Raw genomic sequence first — 20,253 nt, forward strand, 5'->3', positions numbered from 1 at the left:
GAGAAGCTATGGTGAAAAAAACATTTACAGTCATTGATGAGCTGGGAATACACACGCGCCCGGCTTCAACCCTGGTTCAAGCCGCAAGCAGCTATAAAGCAGAGGTTAACATGGAATATAACGGCAGAACAGTCAACCTGAAATCGATTGTAAGTGTTATGTCTTTAGGGGTTCCACAAGGAGCGCAAATCCATATTGTTGCTGTTGGTTCCGATGAGGATAAGGCGGTTAAGGGGATTGAAGAAACCTTGATAAACGAAGGGCTTGGCGAATAATGGGTGAGAAACTGAAAGGAATCGGCGCTTCCGCCGGGATAGCGATCGCCAAAGCATACCGCTTGGAGGAGCCGGAGCTTCAAATCACAAAAAAGAACATCATGGACAAGCAAACCGAAAAGCAGCGGTTGGAGCAAGCTATCAGCCGGTCCAAAGCGGAGCTTGAAAAAATTACAGAGTACGTGCGCCGCGAGTTGGGTGCCGATAAAGCGGAAATCCTCGCCGCTCAGTTATTGGTTTTAAATGACCCTGAACTATTAAATCCGGTTTTTGATCAAATATGCGCAGCAGGAGCAAATGCCGAATTTGCCTTGAAAGAATCAGCCGACAGGTTCATTTCCATGCTGGAAGCGATGGATAACGAATATATGCGGGAACGTGCCAAAGACATCCGGGATGTAACAAAACGTGTGACCGCGCATCTGTTAGGTGTGCAAATTCCCGATCAAAGCTTGATTTCCGAAGAAGTCGTCATCGTTGCAGAGGATTTAACACCTTCAGATACAGCCCAGTTGAATCGCCGGTATGTGAAAGGTTTTACAACGGATATTGGCGGCCGTACTTCCCATTCGGCGATCATGGCCCGCACCATGGAAATACCCGCTGTAGTGGGAACAACACGAGCTACGTCCAGTATTGAACACGGCGCAGTGGTCATTGTTGATGGTTTGGATGGTGAAGTCATCATTAACCCATCATCAGAGGTCATTTCCCAATATGAAGCGAAAAAAGCAAACTACGAAGCGCAAAAGGCACAGTGGACAGCATTGGTTCATGAGCCAACTATCACAAAAGACGGCATGCATGTTGAGCTGGCCGCGAACATTGGTACACCGGACGATGTAAAAGCTGTGCTGGAAAATGGAGCAGAAGCAGTCGGGCTTTATCGTACCGAGTTCCTTTACATGGGCAGAGACCGGCTTCCAACAGAGGAAGAGCAATTTGCTGCCTATAAAACCGTGCTTGAACGAATGAACGGGAAGCCGGTTGTTGTCCGTACGCTGGACATCGGTGGAGATAAAGAGCTGCCCTACTTAAAGCTGCCCAAAGAAATGAATCCGTTTTTAGGCTTTAGGGCGATTCGTTTATGCCTGGAAGAACAGGATATTTTCCGTACACAATTACGTGCCTTATTACGTGCAAGCGTCTATGGGAACCTGAAAATCATGTTCCCTATGATCGCAACATTATCTGAATTCAGGGAAGCCAGAGCCATTCTTTTAGAAGAAAAAGAAAAGCTTGTCGCAAGTGGTGTAAAAGTTGCTGATCACATTGAAATTGGCATGATGGTGGAAATCCCCTCCACAGCAGTAACGGCGGATCTATTTGCCAAAGAGGTTGACTTCTTTAGCATTGGAACGAATGATTTGATCCAATATACCCTGGCCGCCGACCGCATGAATGAACGCGTATCCTACCTGTACCAACCATATCATCCAGCTGTTTTACGTCTGATTTCAATGGTCATTGATGCGGCGCATAAAGAAGGAAAATGGGTCGGGATGTGCGGAGAAATAGCAGGCGATCCGCTGGCCATTCCTTTATTGCTTGGTCTGGGACTTGATGAGTTCTCCATGAGTGCATCATCAATCCTTCTGGCACGCACACAAATCAAAGAGTTGGCAAATGTAGATGCCAAAAGCATGAAAGAGGCCGTTCTGTCCATGAAAACGTCAGAGGAAGTTATTGAGTTTGTAAAAAGGACTGTAACAATCCATCACTTCTGATTAACCTTAAATACCCCAAAAATTAAAAAACGCTATTCTTTCTGGAACATAAGAAAGGGTAGCGTTTTTCTCTTGTTAGATGGTATTATCCAGTATTTTCTAAGCGGGAAATTCGAAAAATAGTGGAACAAATTCACCGTTTTGCACGTCTATTTTATAAGTTACCTTTTTTAGTCTGTTTTTAGTCTGCTCATTTATCTGATGCCAAAAGAAAGGAATTTATCAACGTGTCGGTTCAGAAGAAGGAAATTGGCCAACTGGATATGGAATTTCACCAGCAGCTTTTAGAGGAGCAATTTCGGCTGTCCGAAGGAAGCAACGGTGAGATGGAAGAGAACTTGAAAGCCATCCTGTCCGGGCGATACGGGGCGCTTCAGTCTCAGGTTCTAAACCGGAATAATTTGAATTTGCTGATCCGGTGCCAGGTCAACCGGAATAATCCCATATTGAAGGCTGAGCTGGTGGATGAGATCCTGTGGAGAATCCTGCAGAAGGTTAGCGGAACCTGGAGCTATACTGTGAGGCAAACGGCTCACAGTGTCCATTGTTATAGACTGATTCTGGAGCAGAATCATATTTTTATCGTAAAAAACGACGAGCACGTAGTGGAATTCAAGCCACCGGCTTTCCTATAAGACAACTACATATTTTTTTACAAAAGTGCATGATGCAAAAAAGCTTCATGCACTTTTGTACTTGTATTCCGTATTAGAACAGTCTCAAAATAAATTCTAAAAATTATGGATACAGCTATTACATTAACAAATCTTGGGTTGTACAATAAGGGTACGAAATGTACGAATTTTACCATGACATTTGCGTAAAAGATCAGCTTAAAGATGAGAATGAACGCTCGCAAGCATTACTAGTCCTGTTTTTGAAAGCGCTATCCAAACGTGAGCGAAGGGGAATGCTTCCGATTCTTCACGGCAATGCGAAGACGTTTTACGTGCATGTAAAAAGAGGTTCTAACCGGAGAGGAGAAGCTTGTTGAATATGGAACAGACGCACCGATTATGGTACGACCGGCCTGCGGTGGAATGGAACGAGGCGCTGCCGGTAGGAAACGGGCGGCTGGGAGCGATGATTTTCGGCGGTACGGATGCGGAAAAGCTCCAGTTGAACGAAGATACGGTATGGTACGGAGGGCCGCGCGACCGCAATAACAGGGACGCGCTTCCTCATTTGCCGCAGCTGCGTGAAATGATTATGCAAGGGCGGCTGCGGGAGGCAGAGGAGCTGGCTTCCCTGACGCTGCCGGGACTGCCGGAATGCCAGCGGCATTATTTGCCGCTGGGCGATCTGCTGCTGACCTTCAGGGAACATGACCAGCCCTGCACCGAATACATCCGCGAGCTTGATCTGAAGCAGGGGCTGTGCCGAATCCGTTACCGCATAGGGGAAGTAACATACACGAGGGAAATTTTCGCAAGCTATCCTGACCAGGCCATCGTCATTCGTCTTACAGCGGACAAGAAGCAATCACTCTCACTGAAGGCCCGCTTCGACCGGGAGCAGTGGAGATATCTCGAAAAGACGGAGAAATGGGAGCAGAGTGGACTTGTGATGAAAGGAGAGTGCGGCGGAGAGGGTGGAAGCGTATTTTGCGCTGCGCTGAAGGCGGTCTGCGAAGGCGGAACTAGCCGGACTATCGGCGAGCATCTGCTGGTGGAAGCAGCTGATTCGGTCACGCTGCTGCTTGCTGCAGGCACCACATTCCGTTATGAGGATCCGGAGCAGTACTGCAAGCAGCATTTGAGCGGATTGACTGGGCAGCCTTACGCCGAACTGCTGGAACGGCACATCTCCGATTACCGAAGTCTGTACGGCCGGGTCAGTCTGACGCTGCCCGCGGAGCCAGATAAGAGCCATCTTCCTACAGACGCACGGCTGGAGCTTGTCCGCCAGGGCGAAGAGGATCACGGGCTGGTTGCCCTCTATTTTCATTACGGCAGATATCTGCTGCTTTCGTGCAGCCGTCCGGGATCATTACCGGCCAATCTGCAGGGAATATGGAATGACAGCTTCCTTCCTCCGTGGGACAGCAAATTTACAATCAACATCAACACCCAGATGAACTATTGGCCTGCCGAGCTCTGCAATCTGGCCGAATGCCATGAGCCTTTGTTTGAATGGATCGGGCGGATGAGAGAGCCGGGAAGAGTCACGGCCAGGGTGATGTACGATTGCCGCGGGTTTACTGCGCACCACAATACGGATATATGGGCAGACACGGCGCCGCAGGACACCTATCTGCCGGCATCCTTCTGGCCCATGGGAGCGGCCTGGCTATGCCTGCATCTGTGGGAGCATTACCGCTTCGGTCAAGACAAGCAATTTCTTGAGCAGGCTTACGATACGATGAAAGAGGCGGCGGTGTTCCTGCTGGATTACCTGATCGAAGATCAGGAAGGCTGGCTGATTACCTGCCCGTCCGTCTCACCCGAGAACCGGTATATTCTGCCCAGTGGTGAGACGGGAGTTCTCTGCGCAGGGGCCTCCATGGATTTTCAGATTATTGAAGCCTTGTTCACGGCCTGTATCCAAAGCGCGGAAATTCTGGGGAGCGATCAGGAATTCAGCGCAGAGCTGACCGCGGCTCTGGAACGTCTGCCCAAACCGAAAATCGGCAAGCACGGCCAAATTCAGGAGTGGATGGAGGATTATGAGGAGGCTGAGCCGGGACATCGCCATATCTCGCATTTATTTGCTCTCTATCCCGGCGATGCCTTTACAACCAAGCCTTCCCCGGAGCTGACGGCAGCCGCCCGCGTTACGCTGGAACGCAGATTGTCCAGCGGCGGCGGGCATACCGGCTGGAGCCGGGCCTGGATTATCAACTTCTGGGCCCGGCTGCAGGATGGGGAGAAAGCTTATAAAAATGTGATGGCACTGCTCGATCACTCCACTCTGCCCAACCTGTTCGATAATCATCCGCCGTTCCAGATTGACGGCAATTTCGGAGGCGCTGTGGGCATTGCCGAGATGCTGCTGCAGAGCCACACCGGCGTGGTCCGCCTGCTTCCCGCCCTGCCCGGCCAGTGGAGTGAGGGTGAAGTCACAGGCCTGCGCGCCAGGGGAGGGCTTACCGTCAGCATCAAGTGGTCTGGAGCGCTTGTTACAGAAGCGGTCATTGAGTGTGCGGCCACAGGACCGTGCCGGATAGAGGCTCCGGGGCTCGCTCCCATCGATTTTATGGCTGAAAAGGGGAAAATCTACTTTTTTTCAAGATAGGCCGGAATGCCAGAGGAAGTGATCACGGCAAAAAGAAATAAGGAAGCCATTCAACGTACCTGCTGTTCTTCAAGCGGGAGTATATTGAATGGCTTCTTTTCAGTTTTTTGGCTAACCGATTATCCAGCGGATGAACCGTTTCAGGCACCTGCACTGGATCACGATTTTGTGCATGAATTGGAGGATCGGGCTATTGAAAATGCTGACAGCTCATGAGTAAGATGGTCGTACAAGCAGGAAAAGGAGGGGATAGGTGCAGGTATCAAAAATGGTTCGAAGGAGGCATGAAATGAGAAGATGGCTGGCGCTTATGTTAAGTATCGTGATTTCGCTTTCCTTATTCCCATCGCCTTTACCTGCTGCGACAGCGGGTTATGACGCCCTGCCGGCATTCCCCGGAGCGGAGGGCTTCGGTTATGCCGCGGAAGGGGGCCGGGGAGGCGAGGTATACCATGTTACCAGCTATGGGCTGACAGGCCCGGGAACGTTTCATGATGCGCTGACTACGGCAGGAACGACACCGCGGACGATTGTGTTTGATGTTTACGGGGAACTTACAATCCCTCAGATCGTGCTGCGCAATAAAGCAAATATCACCATTGCGGGCCAGACCGCTGGGGGAGACGGAGTGACCATCCGCGGCAACAATATCCGTTTTATCAACTGCAGTGACATTGTGATCCGTTATATGCGTTTCCGATTGGGAGTGCAAAGCTTCCAGGACGATGCGATGTACTTCGAGGACTGCCGGAACGTAATCATCGATCATTCCTCCTTCTCCTGGGGGACCGATGAAGTGTTATCCATCAAGAGCAAGGATTACGATAACCCCAAATCCGCCAATATTACGGTCCAGTGGTCCATGATATCCGAAGGGCTCCTCACGCACTCCATGGGCGGATTAATCGAAATGAACACCATCTCCATGCATCATAACCTGTATGCCCACAATAACGACCGCAATCCGAAAACGAAAGGGCAGATCGACTTCGTAAACAATATTGTCTACAACTGGGGCAGCTATCCCTACGTAGCGGGCGGCGAGTCCGGAACCAAAGGCTACGGCAATGTCGTCGGCAACTATTTTATCGCAGGTTTGAATTCCGCCAATCCCCAATATGCGATTGTGCGCGGCAATGAGAACTACAGCCTGTTTTTGGAGAATAACATTATAGACAGCAACAAAAATGGCAAACTTGACGGCACGGACACCGGTGCAGACATGATGGAAAAAGAACGACCGAGCCTTCTGGTGCCGGAGCGCTTCGAATATCCTCCCGTTCATACCCAGGATCCGGAAGCAGCCTACGAGTATGTTCTGAATTACTCCGGCGCTTCCATCCATCGCGACGCTGTGGACCGGCGTGTGCTCGACAACGTGCGCGACCAGACGGGCGCGATCATCGGCCATGAAAATGACGCTGGCGGCTTTCCGCAATTGGCGCAAGGGATAGGTCCGCTGGATACCGATCTTGATGGAATGCCGGATGAATGGGAAAGAGCGCGGGGACTGAACCCGAACGATCCGGAGGACCGCAATGGCGACATCAACGAGGACGGATATACGAATCTGGAGGATTATCTGAATGAATTGGCTGCTCCAGGCTTTCCCGCGGATTACCCTACGAGTCCGCCAGCATGGTCGGGCACGCCTTTCATTCCGCCGGTCATGCCGGAGGAACCGAAACCTGAGCCGGGTCCGGCACCTGCCATGGACGGGGAACTGATCAGGAATGTGGTCATCAACGATAACAGCAGCAACGGTAACGCCAATGCGGCGGCCTGGTCGATGCAGGAGAATGTGCAGCCGGGTGACTTCGTGGCCGGAGACCGGATGACCGGCAGCAGTGTGTATACATTTGTGACGATTCCGGATGAGCTGCGGGGCATGGAATGGATACGGTCAGCCGTCGGCTCCAGAAGCGCGACAAGCAGCGATCTGCTCTCTTTCTATTTGACGGCCGATGCGGATGTATATGTGGCCCACGACTCACGGATCTCGACGCGGCCGCTTTGGCTAACGGACGACGGTTATGAGGATACTGGACTTATGATCTCGGATAGCCAGCCGGTTCAGTTCAAGCTTTTCAAAAAGCGTTATCCCGCAGGCTCTTATGTCGTCATGGGCCCCAATAACAACACCAAAAATATGAACTATTTTGTCATCCTGAAACCGGCCAGTCCCGAAGTGGTTCCTCCTGCGGCACAGCCTGCGGAACTGGCGGGTGAATTAAGCGACAACCCGGCGGTGTCCCTTCAATGGAGGCCTGCAGAAGAGGCTGACGCGTACCTGATCTATCGCTCCACTTCCACCGATCCCTACCATAGAGTAATCGGAAGCTCTGTCACTCCCGCATATCTGGACTCAGACGTTACGCTGGGCGTTACCTATCAATACAAAGTGTCCGCACTGAACTCAGGAGGTGAATCCCCGCTCTCCGAAGCAGTGGAAGTACTCGCATTCGATCCAGCGCAACCTTCGCCGCCTCCCCCGGCAGGACTGAAGGTTACGGAAGCGAAAAGCATTTCCGCCGCACTGGCATGGACACCTGTTGACGAAGCGGTCAGTTATGGAATTTACAGGGCCGATGCGCCGGAGGGGGCGTACGAAAAAATAGGTATTGCAACAACTTCAGTATATACAGATCTAGCGTTAAGCCCGTCCGCGACCTATTTCTATAAAGTAACAGCCATGTCTCCAGGTGGAGAATCTGCCCTCTCCGGCAGCGTCAGCGTAACGACGAAACCGCCAATGCCGTTTCCACAGACACCGGGAAGGCTGTCTGCTGGTGAAGTTACGACGTCGTCCTTCGCCATGAAATGGCGCCCGGCAGACGCTGCGGAAATTTACCACATTTACAGGCAAGCGCAGGGGGAGACAGGTTTTACCCGTATCGGCAGCACGGAATCCTCCAGGTATATCGACGAGAGTGTAAGCCCGGACCGTGCAGGCTACACCTATAAGGTGACGGCGGAAAATGAGATGAGCGAGTCCGACCCGTCCAGGGAACTGGTGATTAACATGCCGCTGCCCGCCAAGCCTACCGATCTTCTCGTCGGCGCGAAGGGGTATACATTTGTCGGTCTCATATGGACGTCTCATGGCGGAGGCTCGCAATACAATATTTACAGAAGTTCCCCCGGCGAGCACGCTCAGCTTGTGGGGTATGCCAAGGTGGATACGTTCTACGACCGCACCGTTCAGCCGGATACCAAGTACACCTACTTTGTCCGAAGCCAAAATGCCGCGGGCGAATCGAAGCCTTCCAAACCGGTACATGTAAAGACCCTCGCGCAGACCGCTTCTGAAACACTAATGAACGTAACGGATTCTGTGTATTGATTTCATGTAATACCGTGAACCGGCCAGTCTGGGAGAACACCAGGACCTTTTGATTTTAGGTAGGAATAAGCACGCAGGAGCGGAGAGGACGAAGCAATTCCGGAAAAGCGAAGCGCTCGCCTTTTGCCCCAAATTTCTTCCGCTATAAAACAATTTGAAATTTGGGGCAAACAGCGATTGTAGGAATGCTTCGTTTTCGGAGCGTCTCACAGTGCACAAAAGGGAGCCGGATCAATAGATCTTGTGGGCTCCCCTCTTTTTTTGAAAAAATACTGGACTGATCATTTCGGAAAATGTATACTGTTGTTAGCGAAGAGAAGGAAGGGATGATCATGGGTCGCACCAAAGAATTTGACCATGAACAGGTGCTGCATAAAGCGATGCTTGTTTTCTGGGAAAAGGGCTATGAAGCAACGAGCATACCGGATTTGGTCAAAGCTATGGGCATCAGCCGATCGAGCATGTATGAAACGTTTGTCGACAAAGAAACACTTTATGTGCAGGCCTTCAAGCATTATAAGAGGGTCTGGGAGAAAAAACGGACCCTACTGAGGCAAGCAACGTCTGTAAAAGAGGGAGTCCGCCAGTATTTTGAGATGCATATTGCCGGCGCATATGATGAAGCTTACCCCAAAGGCTGTCTCGTGACGAACACGATCGTCTCTGCCGATTCTCCCCATCAGGAGTTTCACCAGTTGACCCGGGAAAGCCTGAATGAGCTTGAGCGGATATTTTATGAGCTTCTCAAAAAGGGGCAACAGAGCGGAGAAATCGGCCCTGACAAAGACATCAAAGTGCTTGCATCCCTGCTGCTTCACTTGAACCATGGCATAAACGTCATGGCCAGATCCACAAGTGACAGGAAAGCGGCTGAAGATATGATAGCTGCGGTAATTGAAATGCTGTAGCTAAATTTTTTTGAGTTTTCCGGAACGTTCATTCCTGTAAAATGAAATCAAAATGTAAAGGGGCCCTTTTTATGAGTTCAATAGGAAATCAATCGGTTGTGAAATCCGTTCCAACGTGGCTGACACTTTTTCTGGCCATCTCGTGCGGCATTATTGCTGCTAATTTATATTATGCCCAGCCTTTGGTCGGGGAAATCAGTTCATCCATCGGGCTATCTTCGGGTGCGGCGGGTTTGATCGTTACCCTTACGCAGATTGGCTACGGCATCGGCCTGCTGTTTATCGTCCCATTGGGGGATATTCTTGAAAACAGGAGGCTGGTTGTGGGTGCCCTGCTGCTCACTACGCTGTCTCTGCTTACCCTGGCGGTGGCTCCAAGCGCCTCACTGTTTCTCCTTGCGGCCGCAATGATCGGGATCGGATCGGTGGCAGCGCAGATTTTGGTGCCTTATGCGGCCCATCTTGCCCCTGACGAAACCCGCGGGCGTGTCGTGGGGAATGTGATGAGCGGCTTGTTGCTCGGTATTATGCTGGCCCGTCCGCTGTCCAGCATGGTGGCTGACCTGCTGGGCTGGCGTTCCGTATTCGTGTTATCTGCCGTACTGATTCTTGTGCTGGCTCTGGTTCTGGCCAAGGCGCTTCCTGCCAGAAAGCCGGAGACAAATGAATCCTATTCCGGGCTTATCGGCTCCATGTGGCATCTGCTGAAAACAACGCCAATCCTGCGGCGCCGGGCCATTTATCACGCTGCTGTATTCGGGACCTTCAGCTTGTTCTGGACGACGGTTTCGCTGTTATTAACAGGTCCCGCATTTCATTTTACTCAGACGGAAGTGGCTTTGTTTGCATTAGCCGGAGTAGCCGGTGCGATTGCAGCTCCCATCGCAGGCCGTCTGGCGGATCGGGGCTGGATTCGGCCGGCGACTGGGCTTGCTTTGGCTGCCGTCATCATTTCACTGGTACTGCCTTTCATGGTTCATACCCGTTCGGTGCTTACCGTATCCATACTGGTCTTTTCAGCGATTCTCTTGGACATGGGCGTGTCGGCCAACCTGGTTCTTAGCCAGCGCGCAATTTTCGCCTTGGGAGCCGAGGCTCGCAGCCGGTTGAACGGATTGTTTATGGCTATCTTTTTTGTGGGCGGAGCAGTAGGCTCCGCAGCTGGGGGATGGGCTTATAACCTGGGTGGCTGGAAGGCCGCTTCCGTTATCGGGATTGCCCTGCCGGTTATGGCACTGATTTATTACTTCACGGAGAGAAAACAGGGTGTCCGCTGAAAAAATACAATATTGTATACCCACCATATCGATGAGACCGGCGAGCGTTATCCTGATGTACAGGAAGCGGTCGCCGTTTTTTTGTTCATGTATGTTCGGACTGGTGTACAGGGAACACTATCCCAAACCAACCAATACAAGGGTATTGCGAGTAATGAGGAGATAGGATGGACCTTTGGGAACTTTGGAAAAAAACGACGTTAAAAACAACAGGAGAAAGAGAGCGATCACCAGAGCGGGACAGCGCACCGAAAAAGCTCATTACCATAGAGGCGCTAAAAAAAGAATTGACGGATATTGACGATGCTGTATTTGTACAAGTACCGGTATTGAATCAAACCGTAACAGTCGTTTACATAAATTCTTTGAGCAAGGTTGCTGATATTCACGATTTGGTCATCAGACCCTTAAGGGAAGCTAAGGAAAATCAGTCGCCCTCCGAGATTTTGCCGCTCTCTGAAGAAGTGGAGCTAACTGAATTGCCAGCAGCTTTAATCGATATTGTAAGCGGATTTACTCTTATTCATTTCGAGAATCCCAATAAAGTAGTCAAACTAAACACCTACAATCCGGCCCAGCGAAGCATCACAACTACGGATAACGAGTCCACCGTGATCGGACCGCAGGATGCATTTACGGAATCCCTTGAGACCAATGTATCCTTGATCAAACGACGCATATCCAATCCGAGCTTAAAGTACAAACAACTTGTCCTTGGCACCGAAACACGGACATCTGTTGCTGTTTTATATATAGAGGATATAGCGAATCCCGATATCGTCAAAAGAGTTTTGGAGCGGCTGCATAACGTGGAGTACCATGGTTACTTGTCCATGTCCCACCTTTCCAAAATGATTGAAGATTATCCTTTTTCCCCTTTTCCACAGCTCGGAATAACCCAGCGTCCGGATCATGTTACGGCAGCACTGCTCGACGGACGGATTGCAGTCATGCTGAATGGCAGCCCGGAAACCACTATCTGTCCGGTAACTTTTCTGGAGCTGTTTATAAGCCCAGAGGATTATTATTTGCGCTGGACCGTTGCCTCTTTATTGCGAAGCCTTAGATTTTTCGGTTTTTTCATCAGCGTATTTCTTACCTCGTCTTATGTATCCGTATTAACCTATCATCAGGAAATGCTGCCGCCGCAATTGCTGCTGCTGCTCTCGGAATCGCGGGCAAGGGTTCCGTTTCCGCCGGTGATTGAAGCGCTTGCGATCGAACTGGTTATCGAAATTCTGCGTGAGGCCGGTGCAAGAATGCCTTCCAAGGTGGGCCAGACCATTGGTATCGTTGGTGGTATCGTGATTGGAACCGCAGCCGTGGAAGCGGGACTGGCCAGCAACGTTCTGATCGTTCTGGTTTCCGTTTCTGCGCTCCTTTCTTTCCTGCCTGCAAGCTATTTGCTGAGTACCTCGGGGAGATTTTTGAGGTACTTCTTTATCCTGGCTGCAAGCTTATTAGGTTTGTTCGGCCAAATGCTTGCTTTAGCCGCAGTGATGATTCATCTTCTGAGGCTGACTTCGGTAGGAGAGGTCTATATGACTCCGGTAATACCCAGGAAATTAACAGATCTGGAGGACAGCATTTTTCTCGCTCCGTTAAAGTTTATGCTTTCACGTTCCGGTGCCTCTAAATCCCCAAGAAAACTAAGACGACCATTGGATGAGGAGTGAGCATGATGGCGACGGATGTCATGAAACCCAGAGTCCTGAAACCAAGACACGTCATATTTCTGGTGCAAAATGTAATGGTTGCATATAACCTGCTCGTGCTCCCCCATACGTTAAGTCCTGCAGGCCATAATGAATGGATCCCCTTGCTGCTCATGGCCATTGTGTCCCAGCTAATGCTGATTCCCATGGTGCGGTTGGGTCTTAAATATCCGGATTGGACACTGTATGAGATTAATGAAAATTTACTGGGTATTTTCTTGGGCAAGGTTTTGAATCTGGCAATTACGCTGTTCGGGATTTTGCAGTTTGCCGGTGTTACAACGGGTTACTTTACACTGATTTATACGGTGACTTTGCCAAGGGCAAGCCGTTTTCTTCCTGTGCTTGCTCTTATTGCCGTGGCAACCTATATCGTTTTTGGAGGAATAAAGCTGATTGCCCGGACATGCATTCTGGCGTTCTTTTTCACAATCTGGACGATATACCTGCTGCGGTGGACCTGGACAGACGGGGAACTGGCCAATCTGTTCCCATTGTATGGCCTTCATTCTTATCAAGACATTATGAAGGCATTTAATGACGGGTTTCCGGCCATGTTCGGGTATGAGCTCATCCCTTTTTTCTTTCCGTATATCATAAACCAAAAAAAGGCTCTTCTTCATGTATCCATCGGCATGTGGATAACTGTTCTGGTGTATTTAACTTTTGTATTGGCAAGCATCATCTTTTTTTCGGAATGGCAGTTAAGCCATGTCAGATATCCGATCCTGGATATTTTCAACTCTGTGGAACTGTCGTTTGTAGAACGTATCGAAAACCTGGGGGTTGCATTATGGGTGTTCCTTGTTTTGTCGACCACGGCTGCTTATTTATGGTTAAGCGTGAAGGGAGTAAACCAGTTATTTAAGCGAAAACGAACCTGGCATGTCTACATTTGCGTTGTCATGGCCATGGTGCTGATCATTAGCGGCCTGTTTTCACCTGTGATCCTGAATGCAGCTTATGAAAGCATAGGGCGTTATGCCGGATATCTTCTTATCCTATGGCCCACCTTGATGCTAGGGCTCCACAAATTAAAAAAACGGGGTAGATAACATGTTGCTCAGATATCTTGTCTTATCGATATTGGTGCTTGCTGCGCTATTTCCTGCAGGCTGTGAAAACAAGCGGCTGGAGACGCCTTCGCTTGAGGATCTTGAAATGGCAGGCGTACTTGGATTTGATAAATCGTCACAGGACCAGATCAAGGTTACGATTTCCGTACCTCGGCCTACGAAGGGCGGTTTCAAAAAGGACCAGATATACACCACGAAAGGCAGCTTAACTCATGAAGCCTTTTATAAAATATCCACAATGTCCTCAAAATCCGTGAGCCTGCGCCAGACCCGGGTCATTCTGATTGGCGAAGAACTGGCGCGCGGGGGCGGGTTAAGAGACATCCTCATGGACTTGTACCGTGATCCCCAGGTCGGAAACAACGGTGTTCTGGCTATTGTTAAGGGATCTGCTGAATCCATATTAAAAAAGTCAGTGCCAAAACAGAATAGTGAATTTTTGAACGATTTATTAAGACCAAGAGAAGAAACCGCGTTTAGTCCGTATACTACCCTGAGGGATTTTATTTTTGTGCTCACCAATGAAGTGAGTGACCCGATGATCCCGTACATTGAAGCTACAAAGCAATCGATAAAAATTTCGAAAATAGCATTGTTCAAAAAGGACCGTTTGGTGGGCTTTATGGACCCCGGCGAAGCTCAACTCATTGAGATGCTCAGGAAAGAGAAACGTTTTCCAAGTATTACAGTTCCGTTTAACGCCTCACCTTCAAGGCATGGGATTTTATTATTAAATCTGATGAAAAGCCAGGTGCGCACCAAAGTGACAGGAGATCTGAATGATCCGGTGATCTCTTCTAAGCTGGAATTAGAAGCCGTGATCCAGGACTATAAAGGAAAGCTGAATCTGGAAAGTCAAAAAGAGCTAAAGATGGTTGAACAAAACTGTGAGGAGTACATACGCGACCAAATTAACGACGTTCTGAAAAAGCTGCAAAGTATGCAGGTTGACCCTGTCGGTTTTGGCAGGTATGCCAGAATGAGGTTTGGCCGGAATTGGCCGAAAATAAGACAGAAATTTGTGTCCGCGGAGTCGGACGCCAAGATATCCGTCAAGATTACGCTAAGAAATACAGGAACAATGAAGTAAACCGTACCTGCCTGCAGCATCTCAATTCAGCTAACTATGCATTGGATGTTTACATTTTTGTTTCTTTTGTGTTACTTTTGCGAAATGCAATTTTTTGTTGATATACAGCCATTATTATCTTCACCAGTAAGGGTTTTTCTTCCATTGACAAAGAGTATTCGGGTATATTACCCTGATTAAGGTTACAAAATTTTAATATTTGCCGAATTTCAATGTGTTTGAAAACGGGGGAACCACTTCGGGTGAATTATTCTTGTACGTAAGAGAGTAAAGGGAACCTTCTACCTAACCCTCAGCTAACTCCGTAGGCTTTGAAGGGAGAACATTTTTTTGAAAAAAGCGATTTTGTCGATTTTTGGAGCCGCCGTACTGTTTACGTCCGGGGCTGCCACTACACATGCCAGTGAAGCGCAAATTAACAGCTATGTTGCTCAGGTTGCAGGCACTCCATATGTATACGGAGGCACCACAACCGCAGGTTTCGATTGTTCCGGGTTTATTTTGTACATATTCAACAAGTTTGGCTTGGACCTGCCCCGCACTTCCCAGCAGCAGGCGAACACAGGTGTAAAAGTCGCCAAGGACGATCTCAGGGTGGGAGACCTGGTGTTTTTCAACACAAGCGGACGGGGTATTTCACATGCCGGTATCTATGTGGGGAATAATAAATTTGCCCATTCCTCAAGCAGCAAGGGGGTAACGATCAGCAGTCTGTCGGAGCCTTATTATGCCAACAGATATGTTACAGCCCGCCGTGCTATCAGCCAGTACAGCTATACCAAAATGGTAAGCGAAGCGCGTTGACGGAATTGAAGAGGACAAGCCTGATTGTTTTGGGCTTGTCCTTTTTTGCTGTCAGGTCATTCACTTTGCACGGATTGGGTATACTGCATTGACAATCTTCTCCTTCACTACATATAATAATCTCATAACACATGAACAATTATTCATATATAGGTATTTGGCTGTCAGGAAGGGGAGAAGTCTCATGGGTACAGCGGCTGAGAAGGTGAAACGGGAGCTTATACTGGAAGGGCTGGATTGTGCGAATTGCGCCATGAAGATTGAGAACGGTGTAAAGAAGCTTGACGGAGTCATGGACTGTTCTGTTAACTTCGTGAGCAAGACACTTACAATGGAAGTGGATAAAGAGCATGATCAGGCTGTCGTCACAGCGGCCAAGAAAAAAGTAAATCAGCTGGAGCCCCATATTCAGGTGGTGGAAAAGGGAAACGGGGCTGCCGCAAAGGCAGCTGTGCAGCATGGGCATAACCACGATCATGGACACGCTCATGATCATGCTAATGACCACGATCACAGTCATGGGCACAGCCATGATCACGGTACGGGCAATACGAAACGCATGATTATTCGTTTGATTGCAGGCGCGGTTTTGACAGGAGCCGGGTTATTGGCCCCAATCACCGGGATAGCGGAATTTGCGCTGTTTGCCATCGCTTATCTTATTGTTGGCGGTGACATTGTACTGAGAGCCGTCAAGAATATCGTCAGAGGCCAGGTGTTCGACGAGCATTTTCTGATGTCCATCGCCACCATCGGCGCCTTTGTCATTCAGCAGTATCCCGAAGGCGTGGCCGTCATGCTGTTCTATCAGGTAGGCGAGCTATTCCAGAGCATAGCCGTGAACCGGTCGCGCAAATCCATCAGCAGCCTGATGGATATCCGGCCTGATTATGCCAACCTGCAGATGGGAAATGAGACGAAGCGGGTGACCCCGGAAGAGGTTCGCGTTGGCGATGTGATTGTGGTGAAGCCGGGCGAACGGGTGCCGCTCGACGGCAAGGTATTGGAGGGCAGGACCGCCATGGACACATCGGCTCTTACAGGCGAATCCGTACCGCGTGAAGTCGAGCCGGGAGATGAGGTGTTAAGCGGCTTTATTAATAAAAACGGAGTATTGACTGTTGAAGTTACGAAAAGTTATGGAGAATCCACCGTATCCAAAATTTTAGAGCTGGTGCAAAATGCAAGCAGCAAGAAGGCGCCGACGGAGCAGTTTATTACGAAGTTCGCACGCTATTATACCCCCGTTGTCGTCATCGTCGCCGCACTGCTGGCGATCGTGCCGCCATTGCTGATCAGCGGCGCCACATTTTCCGAATGGGTCTACCGTGCTCTGGTGTTTCTGGTTATTTCCTGCCCTTGCGCGTTGGTGGTATCCATCCCGCTTGGATTTTTCGGCGGGATCGGGGCGGCCTCCAGGCAGGGGGTGCTCGTAAAGGGCAGCAACTATCTTGAAGCACTGAATGATGTGAAATATGTCGTTTTCGATAAAACGGGCACTCTTACGAAAGGGGCATTCACCGTTACCGGGGTTTATCCGGCCAATGGGGGAAGCCGTGAGGAGCTGCTTCGCCATGCTGCTTATGCCGAGCTCCATTCCAATCATCCCATTGCCGAATCCATTCGAGAAGCCTACGGACAGGAGCTGCAGGCGGCGGATGTTCAGGAGTATAGCGAAATTGCGGGCCACGGCATCCAGGTGCGGTTTGAAGGAAAAGAGATCTTGGCCGGCAATACAAAGCTGATGAACCGGGAGCAGATTCCCTTCGAGACGCCTGAAGAACCGGGAACGGTTGTGCACGTAGCCGTTGATGGAAGCTATGCGGGGTATATCGTCATTGCGGACGAGATTAAGGAGGATTCGGCACGGGCGATTCGCGCCTTGAAAGGCTTGGGCATCAAAAAGACGGTTATGCTTACAGGTGATGCGAAAGCCGTAGGTGAAGCCGTAGGCCGGAAGCTTGGACTGGACGAGGTGCACGCCGAGCTCCTGCCGCAGCACAAGGTGGAAGAGATTGAGAAGCTGGACCGGCAAAAAGCACGCAGGGACAAAATTGCCTTTATCGGTGACGGCATGAATGATACTCCCGTACTGGCGCGGGCCGATGTCGGGATTGCCATGGGCGGTCTGGGCTCGGATGCGGCGATCGAAGCCGCGGACATCGTCATCATGACCGACGAGCCTTCCAAGCTGTCTTCCGCGATCCATATCGCCAGACGCACGCGCCGCATTGTATGGCAGAATATTCTGTTTGCCCTGGGGGTCAAAGCTGTATTCCTGCTGCTGGGAGCCTTCGGTATTGCTTCGATGTGGGAGGCTGTATTCTCTGATGTCGGGGTTACACTGCTGGCCGTGCTGAACGCCATGAGAGTAATGCGTACGAAGCAGGAAATAGTGTAGATGCAAAAACAGCGGTAGTCCGTTAAGGGCTGCCGCTGTTTTGCTTTAGGGAAGGAATCAGGAGACGGAAGTAAGGATGATCCTCCTTGTTATCTCCGCAACCTGCCAGCCTGTATTCTGTTCCATTACTGGATGATTTCGACTGCATGTCGGTGCAGTAGAATACCGTTTTTTTGCGGTTTCCAAAAGCATCGTGGGTAGCATCATAGACAAACTTTATGCTTTGCCCGTCATAAGCCAGATCTTCGAAAATAGAGCCGCCTTCAATGGTATAAGAAGTCAGATGCACCATGTCAGGAGTATGGCTTTTCAGGCTGTTATTAAACCGCTCCCAATGGTCCAAATTGTATATTTGTTCATCCAGCTTCACAATATCTCCGTTTTGCATAGCTTGCTCCGGGCTGTAATACGTCCCCCAGATCAATTCTTTTAACTGATCAGTTGCCTTTGAGGTCAATCGATATCCCGTAGATGTGTCGTCAACACTGGTGTACATCCCAAAATCCGCTTGAGAATCGAGCCAGAGATGAAGGGAGCCATGAGACTGGACAGGGCTGAACTGGATATCATAATCCGCTACACTGACATCTAACTGCCCCTCCATTTTCTCGGCGGTCCGGAACGCTTCCTCAAAGATCTGTACCTCCTCCGGTTCGGTGTAAATGGCAAATGGAGCGTCATTCACTTTGCCGAAGGTATACGTTCTGCTTACGATGACCGTTTCTGTGTCAGAAGGGACTTGGCTTTGCTGCCCCTGTAAGGGAATTTCATCCCCACCGCCGGTTAAATCGTTAGCGGCAGGGCCGAATGTACAAACTGTAACGGCGAGGCTGAACATCCATAACAGGACAACCAGCCATCCTTTTCTCATTGCTACACCTCCACCGTTGTCAGTTACTGATGGGTAATGTGCTGATGGGTTTGCAGAAAAATCTGCTCCACATGAGTATCGTCAAGCGAGTAGAACACCGTTTTTCCCACTTTCCGGCGTTTGACGATGCGCAAATTACGCAAATAGCGGAGCTGGTGCGAGACGGCGGATTGCCCCATATCCAGCAGCACACACAGATCATGCACACACAGCTCCCGCTCAATCAGGGCGTAGATCAGCCTGATCCGGGTAGGATCGCCCAGCGCCTTGAAAATCTCAGCCATTTCAGCGGCCGTTTGTGAATCAACCAGTTTATTTTTTATGCCATCAAGAACTTCCTTGGGTTGATGGCAGTCGTTATTCCAATCTTCCTCATTTCTCAGTTCGGGTTCCACAATTATTCACCTTCCTCAAGTTCAGCCGATACTTTTCATTATACCGAAAAGGCGTAGAAATTACGAATAATATAAGAACCTGAACGGGAAGAAGGCTACTCGAATTTTTTATTTGTGTTTTTTTGCCCATACCGAGAAAGCGATGCGGGCCCCTACAATAACCAGAATCAGGATAATGCCGATAATCAGGCCAGTGTAAGTGCGTTCAGGCTCATGATATACATAGTCCGTTGTCTGCTCCGTTGTGGTCCCGGACTCGGTTGTCCCCGTTTCCTGTTGTGCTGCTGTAAGAATGACAGATGCTTCTCCATTAACGTAGTTCATGGAACTCTCCTTTCTGTGCGTTTGAGCAGTCCTTGTTCAGATTCCTGCCGGATACTTCCCATTGTAATTGAACTTAGGTCGCCAGGACAGCCTGCTGCAAGAGGTTTCATAAATCGTTCAGGATTGTCCCTTTCTTTGTGAAAAGTCGGCTTGACCCAGAGTGGAATCTGGCCAGTAAAGCTTATATTGCTTTTGGACCTTCAAGAGGGAAAAACAAACCGTACCTAGAATATTTAGAAAGATAAGGAGAGTGATGGTGTGAGCAAAAAATCATTGCAAGTGGCCGCCTTGCCGGGATATGAGCCCGAAATCGGGCGCTGGCTGTGGTGCTTGGAGGATGTCCGCAGGACCATTTTGGAAAAGCTGAACGGCCTGGCCCCTGATCTGCTGGACCGGCAACTGGAAGGAAGGCACAGCATCGGCTCGCTGCTGTATCATATTGCACTTATTGAGGCGGATTGGTTATATGTCGAGGTGCTTGAAGCCACCGAGTATGAACCGGAAATTCGTTCTCTATTTCTGCAGGAGGACAGGTCGGAGGACGGCTCCCTGGTTCATGTGGAAGGCCAAACCCTGGAGCAGCATCTCCATCGTCTGCAAGCAGTCCGCGACAGGCTGCTCTTTCATTTTAAAGGCATGGACCTTACGGATTGGAGAAACCCAAGGCAGCTTGAATCCTATGATGTAACTCCGGAATGGGTGATCTATCATTTGGTGGAGCATGAAGCCCATCATAGAGGGCAAATCTTCGAGCTTTTGCGGAATTTGCAGCCGGATCGGGTAAATGGTTAATAACATAAGGAAAGAAGGGGT

At 49.8% G+C, this 20,253-nt stretch carries 17 protein-coding genes and 1 riboswitch; of the genes, 14 read left to right on the forward strand and 3 right to left on the reverse strand.

All coding sequences use genetic code 11. The features are described from left to right. Positions 1-8: 8 nt before the first annotated feature. The 13 genes from ACI1P2_RS15890 (at position 9) to ACI1P2_RS15950 (ending at position 17,850) form a co-directional block, all read left to right on the forward strand. The gene (locus ACI1P2_RS15890) at positions 9-275 is read left to right on the forward strand and encodes a phosphocarrier protein HPr (RefSeq protein WP_355320821.1); all 267 of its coding nucleotides are present in this window, start codon (positions 9-11) and stop codon (positions 273-275) included. Then, the gene (ptsP, locus tag ACI1P2_RS15895) at positions 275-2,002 is read left to right on the forward strand and encodes a phosphoenolpyruvate--protein phosphotransferase (protein WP_355320822.1); all 1,728 of its coding nucleotides are present in this window, start codon (positions 275-277) and stop codon (positions 2,000-2,002) included. The genes ACI1P2_RS15890 and ptsP overlap by 1 nt, the downstream gene beginning before the upstream one ends. A gap of 227 nt (positions 2,003-2,229) precedes the next feature. Beyond that, entirely contained in the window at positions 2,230-2,637 is a 408-nt protein-coding gene (locus ACI1P2_RS15900; RefSeq protein ID WP_355320823.1) for a hypothetical protein, read from the forward strand. Positions 2,638-2,998: 361 nt separating this feature from the next. Further along, a complete protein-coding gene (locus tag ACI1P2_RS15905) occupies positions 2,999-5,236 on the forward strand; it encodes a glycoside hydrolase family 95 protein (RefSeq protein WP_355320824.1) in 2,238 nt (745 codons plus the stop codon). 6 nt (positions 5,237-5,242) lie between these two features. Continuing rightward, positions 5,243-5,452 (forward strand): hypothetical protein, encoded by a 210-nt coding sequence (locus tag ACI1P2_RS15910; RefSeq protein ID WP_355320825.1) that lies wholly within the window; start codon positions 5,243-5,245, stop codon positions 5,450-5,452. Between the two features lie 73 nt (positions 5,453-5,525). Continuing rightward, positions 5,526-8,579 (forward strand): pectate lyase family protein, encoded by a 3,054-nt coding sequence (locus ACI1P2_RS15915; RefSeq protein WP_355320826.1) that lies wholly within the window; start codon positions 5,526-5,528, stop codon positions 8,577-8,579. Between the two features lie 293 nt (positions 8,580-8,872). Beyond that, entirely contained in the window at positions 8,873-9,487 is a 615-nt protein-coding gene (locus ACI1P2_RS15920; protein WP_408976241.1) for a TetR/AcrR family transcriptional regulator, read from the forward strand. Between the two features lie 71 nt (positions 9,488-9,558). Then, entirely contained in the window at positions 9,559-10,764 is a 1,206-nt protein-coding gene (locus ACI1P2_RS15925) for an MFS transporter (RefSeq protein WP_355320828.1), read from the forward strand. A gap of 167 nt (positions 10,765-10,931) precedes the next feature. Then, a complete protein-coding gene (locus ACI1P2_RS15930; RefSeq protein ID WP_355320829.1) occupies positions 10,932-12,440 on the forward strand; it encodes a spore germination protein in 1,509 nt (502 codons plus the stop codon). 20 nt (positions 12,441-12,460) lie between these two features. Then, positions 12,461-13,534 (forward strand): GerAB/ArcD/ProY family transporter, encoded by a 1,074-nt coding sequence (locus ACI1P2_RS15935; protein WP_408976242.1) that lies wholly within the window; start codon positions 12,461-12,463, stop codon positions 13,532-13,534. A 1-nt stretch (position 13,535) separates the two neighbouring features. Further along, positions 13,536-14,645, forward strand: coding sequence for a Ger(x)C family spore germination protein (locus ACI1P2_RS15940; RefSeq protein ID WP_355320831.1), 1,110 nt, complete (start codon positions 13,536-13,538; stop codon positions 14,643-14,645). Positions 14,646-14,835: 190 nt separating this feature from the next. Next, positions 14,836-14,971, forward strand: a riboswitch (cyclic di-AMP (ydaO/yuaA leader). 4 nt (positions 14,972-14,975) lie between these two features. Then, on the forward strand, positions 14,976-15,449 hold the full coding sequence (locus tag ACI1P2_RS15945; protein WP_355320832.1) for a C40 family peptidase: 474 nt from the start codon (positions 14,976-14,978) through the stop codon (positions 15,447-15,449). 184 nt (positions 15,450-15,633) lie between these two features. After that, a complete protein-coding gene (locus ACI1P2_RS15950) occupies positions 15,634-17,850 on the forward strand; it encodes a heavy metal translocating P-type ATPase (protein WP_355320833.1) in 2,217 nt (738 codons plus the stop codon). A 22-nt stretch (positions 17,851-17,872) separates the two neighbouring features. Here ACI1P2_RS15950 and ACI1P2_RS15955 read toward each other — a convergent pair whose 3' ends face one another. The 3 genes from ACI1P2_RS15955 to ACI1P2_RS15965 all read right to left on the reverse strand — a co-directional run bounded on the left by ACI1P2_RS15955 (position 17,873) and on the right by ACI1P2_RS15965 (position 19,440). Further along, positions 17,873-18,721 (reverse strand): DUF4362 domain-containing protein, encoded by an 849-nt coding sequence (locus tag ACI1P2_RS15955; protein ID WP_355320834.1) that lies wholly within the window; start codon positions 18,719-18,721, stop codon positions 17,873-17,875. 23 nt (positions 18,722-18,744) lie between these two features. After that, a complete protein-coding gene (locus ACI1P2_RS15960) occupies positions 18,745-19,116 on the reverse strand; it encodes an ArsR/SmtB family transcription factor (protein ID WP_375527236.1) in 372 nt (123 codons plus the stop codon). Between the two features lie 108 nt (positions 19,117-19,224). Further along, the gene (locus ACI1P2_RS15965; protein WP_355320835.1) at positions 19,225-19,440 is read right to left on the reverse strand and encodes a hypothetical protein; all 216 of its coding nucleotides are present in this window, start codon (positions 19,438-19,440) and stop codon (positions 19,225-19,227) included. A gap of 258 nt (positions 19,441-19,698) precedes the next feature. On the opposite strand from ACI1P2_RS15965, the gene ACI1P2_RS15970 reads away from it, so the two are divergent. Beyond that, complete coding sequence (locus tag ACI1P2_RS15970; RefSeq protein WP_355320836.1) at positions 19,699-20,232, forward strand: DinB family protein; 534 nt, start codon at positions 19,699-19,701, stop codon at positions 20,230-20,232. The last annotated feature ends 21 nt before the right edge of the window (positions 20,233-20,253 follow it).

Source organism: Paenibacillus jiangxiensis (assembly GCF_046098255.1).
Classification (GTDB): domain Bacteria; phylum Bacillota; class Bacilli; order Paenibacillales; family Paenibacillaceae; genus Paenibacillus; species Paenibacillus jiagnxiensis.

What these genes read in the sequence shown, in the direction of transcription:
- ACI1P2_RS15890 (WP_355320821.1), top strand. Translation starts at nt 9, where the DNA reads ATGGTGAAAAAAACATTTACAGTCATTGATGAGCTGGGAATACACACG.
- ptsP (WP_355320822.1), top strand. Translation starts at nt 275, where the DNA reads ATGGGTGAGAAACTGAAAGGAATCGGCGCTTCCGCCGGGATAGCGATC.
- ACI1P2_RS15905 (WP_355320824.1), top strand. Translation starts at nt 2,999, where the DNA reads ATGGAACAGACGCACCGATTATGGTACGACCGGCCTGCGGTGGAATGG.
- ACI1P2_RS15910 (WP_355320825.1), top strand. Translation starts at nt 5,243, where the DNA reads ATGCCAGAGGAAGTGATCACGGCAAAAAGAAATAAGGAAGCCATTCAA.
- ACI1P2_RS15915 (WP_355320826.1), top strand. Translation starts at nt 5,526, where the DNA reads ATGAGAAGATGGCTGGCGCTTATGTTAAGTATCGTGATTTCGCTTTCC.
- ACI1P2_RS15920 (WP_408976241.1), top strand. Translation starts at nt 8,873, where the DNA reads ATGTATACTGTTGTTAGCGAAGAGAAGGAAGGGATGATCATGGGTCGC.
- ACI1P2_RS15925 (WP_355320828.1), top strand. Translation starts at nt 9,559, where the DNA reads ATGAGTTCAATAGGAAATCAATCGGTTGTGAAATCCGTTCCAACGTGG.
- ACI1P2_RS15930 (WP_355320829.1), top strand. Translation starts at nt 10,932, where the DNA reads ATGGACCTTTGGGAACTTTGGAAAAAAACGACGTTAAAAACAACAGGA.
- ACI1P2_RS15935 (WP_408976242.1), top strand. Translation starts at nt 12,461, where the DNA reads ATGAAACCCAGAGTCCTGAAACCAAGACACGTCATATTTCTGGTGCAA.
- ACI1P2_RS15940 (WP_355320831.1), top strand. Translation starts at nt 13,536, where the DNA reads ATGTTGCTCAGATATCTTGTCTTATCGATATTGGTGCTTGCTGCGCTA.
- ACI1P2_RS15950 (WP_355320833.1), top strand. Translation starts at nt 15,634, where the DNA reads ATGGGTACAGCGGCTGAGAAGGTGAAACGGGAGCTTATACTGGAAGGG.
- ACI1P2_RS15955 (WP_355320834.1), bottom strand. Translation starts at nt 18,721, where the DNA reads ATGAGAAAAGGATGGCTGGTTGTCCTGTTATGGATGTTCAGCCTCGCC.
- ACI1P2_RS15965 (WP_355320835.1), bottom strand. Translation starts at nt 19,440, where the DNA reads ATGAACTACGTTAATGGAGAAGCATCTGTCATTCTTACAGCAGCACAA.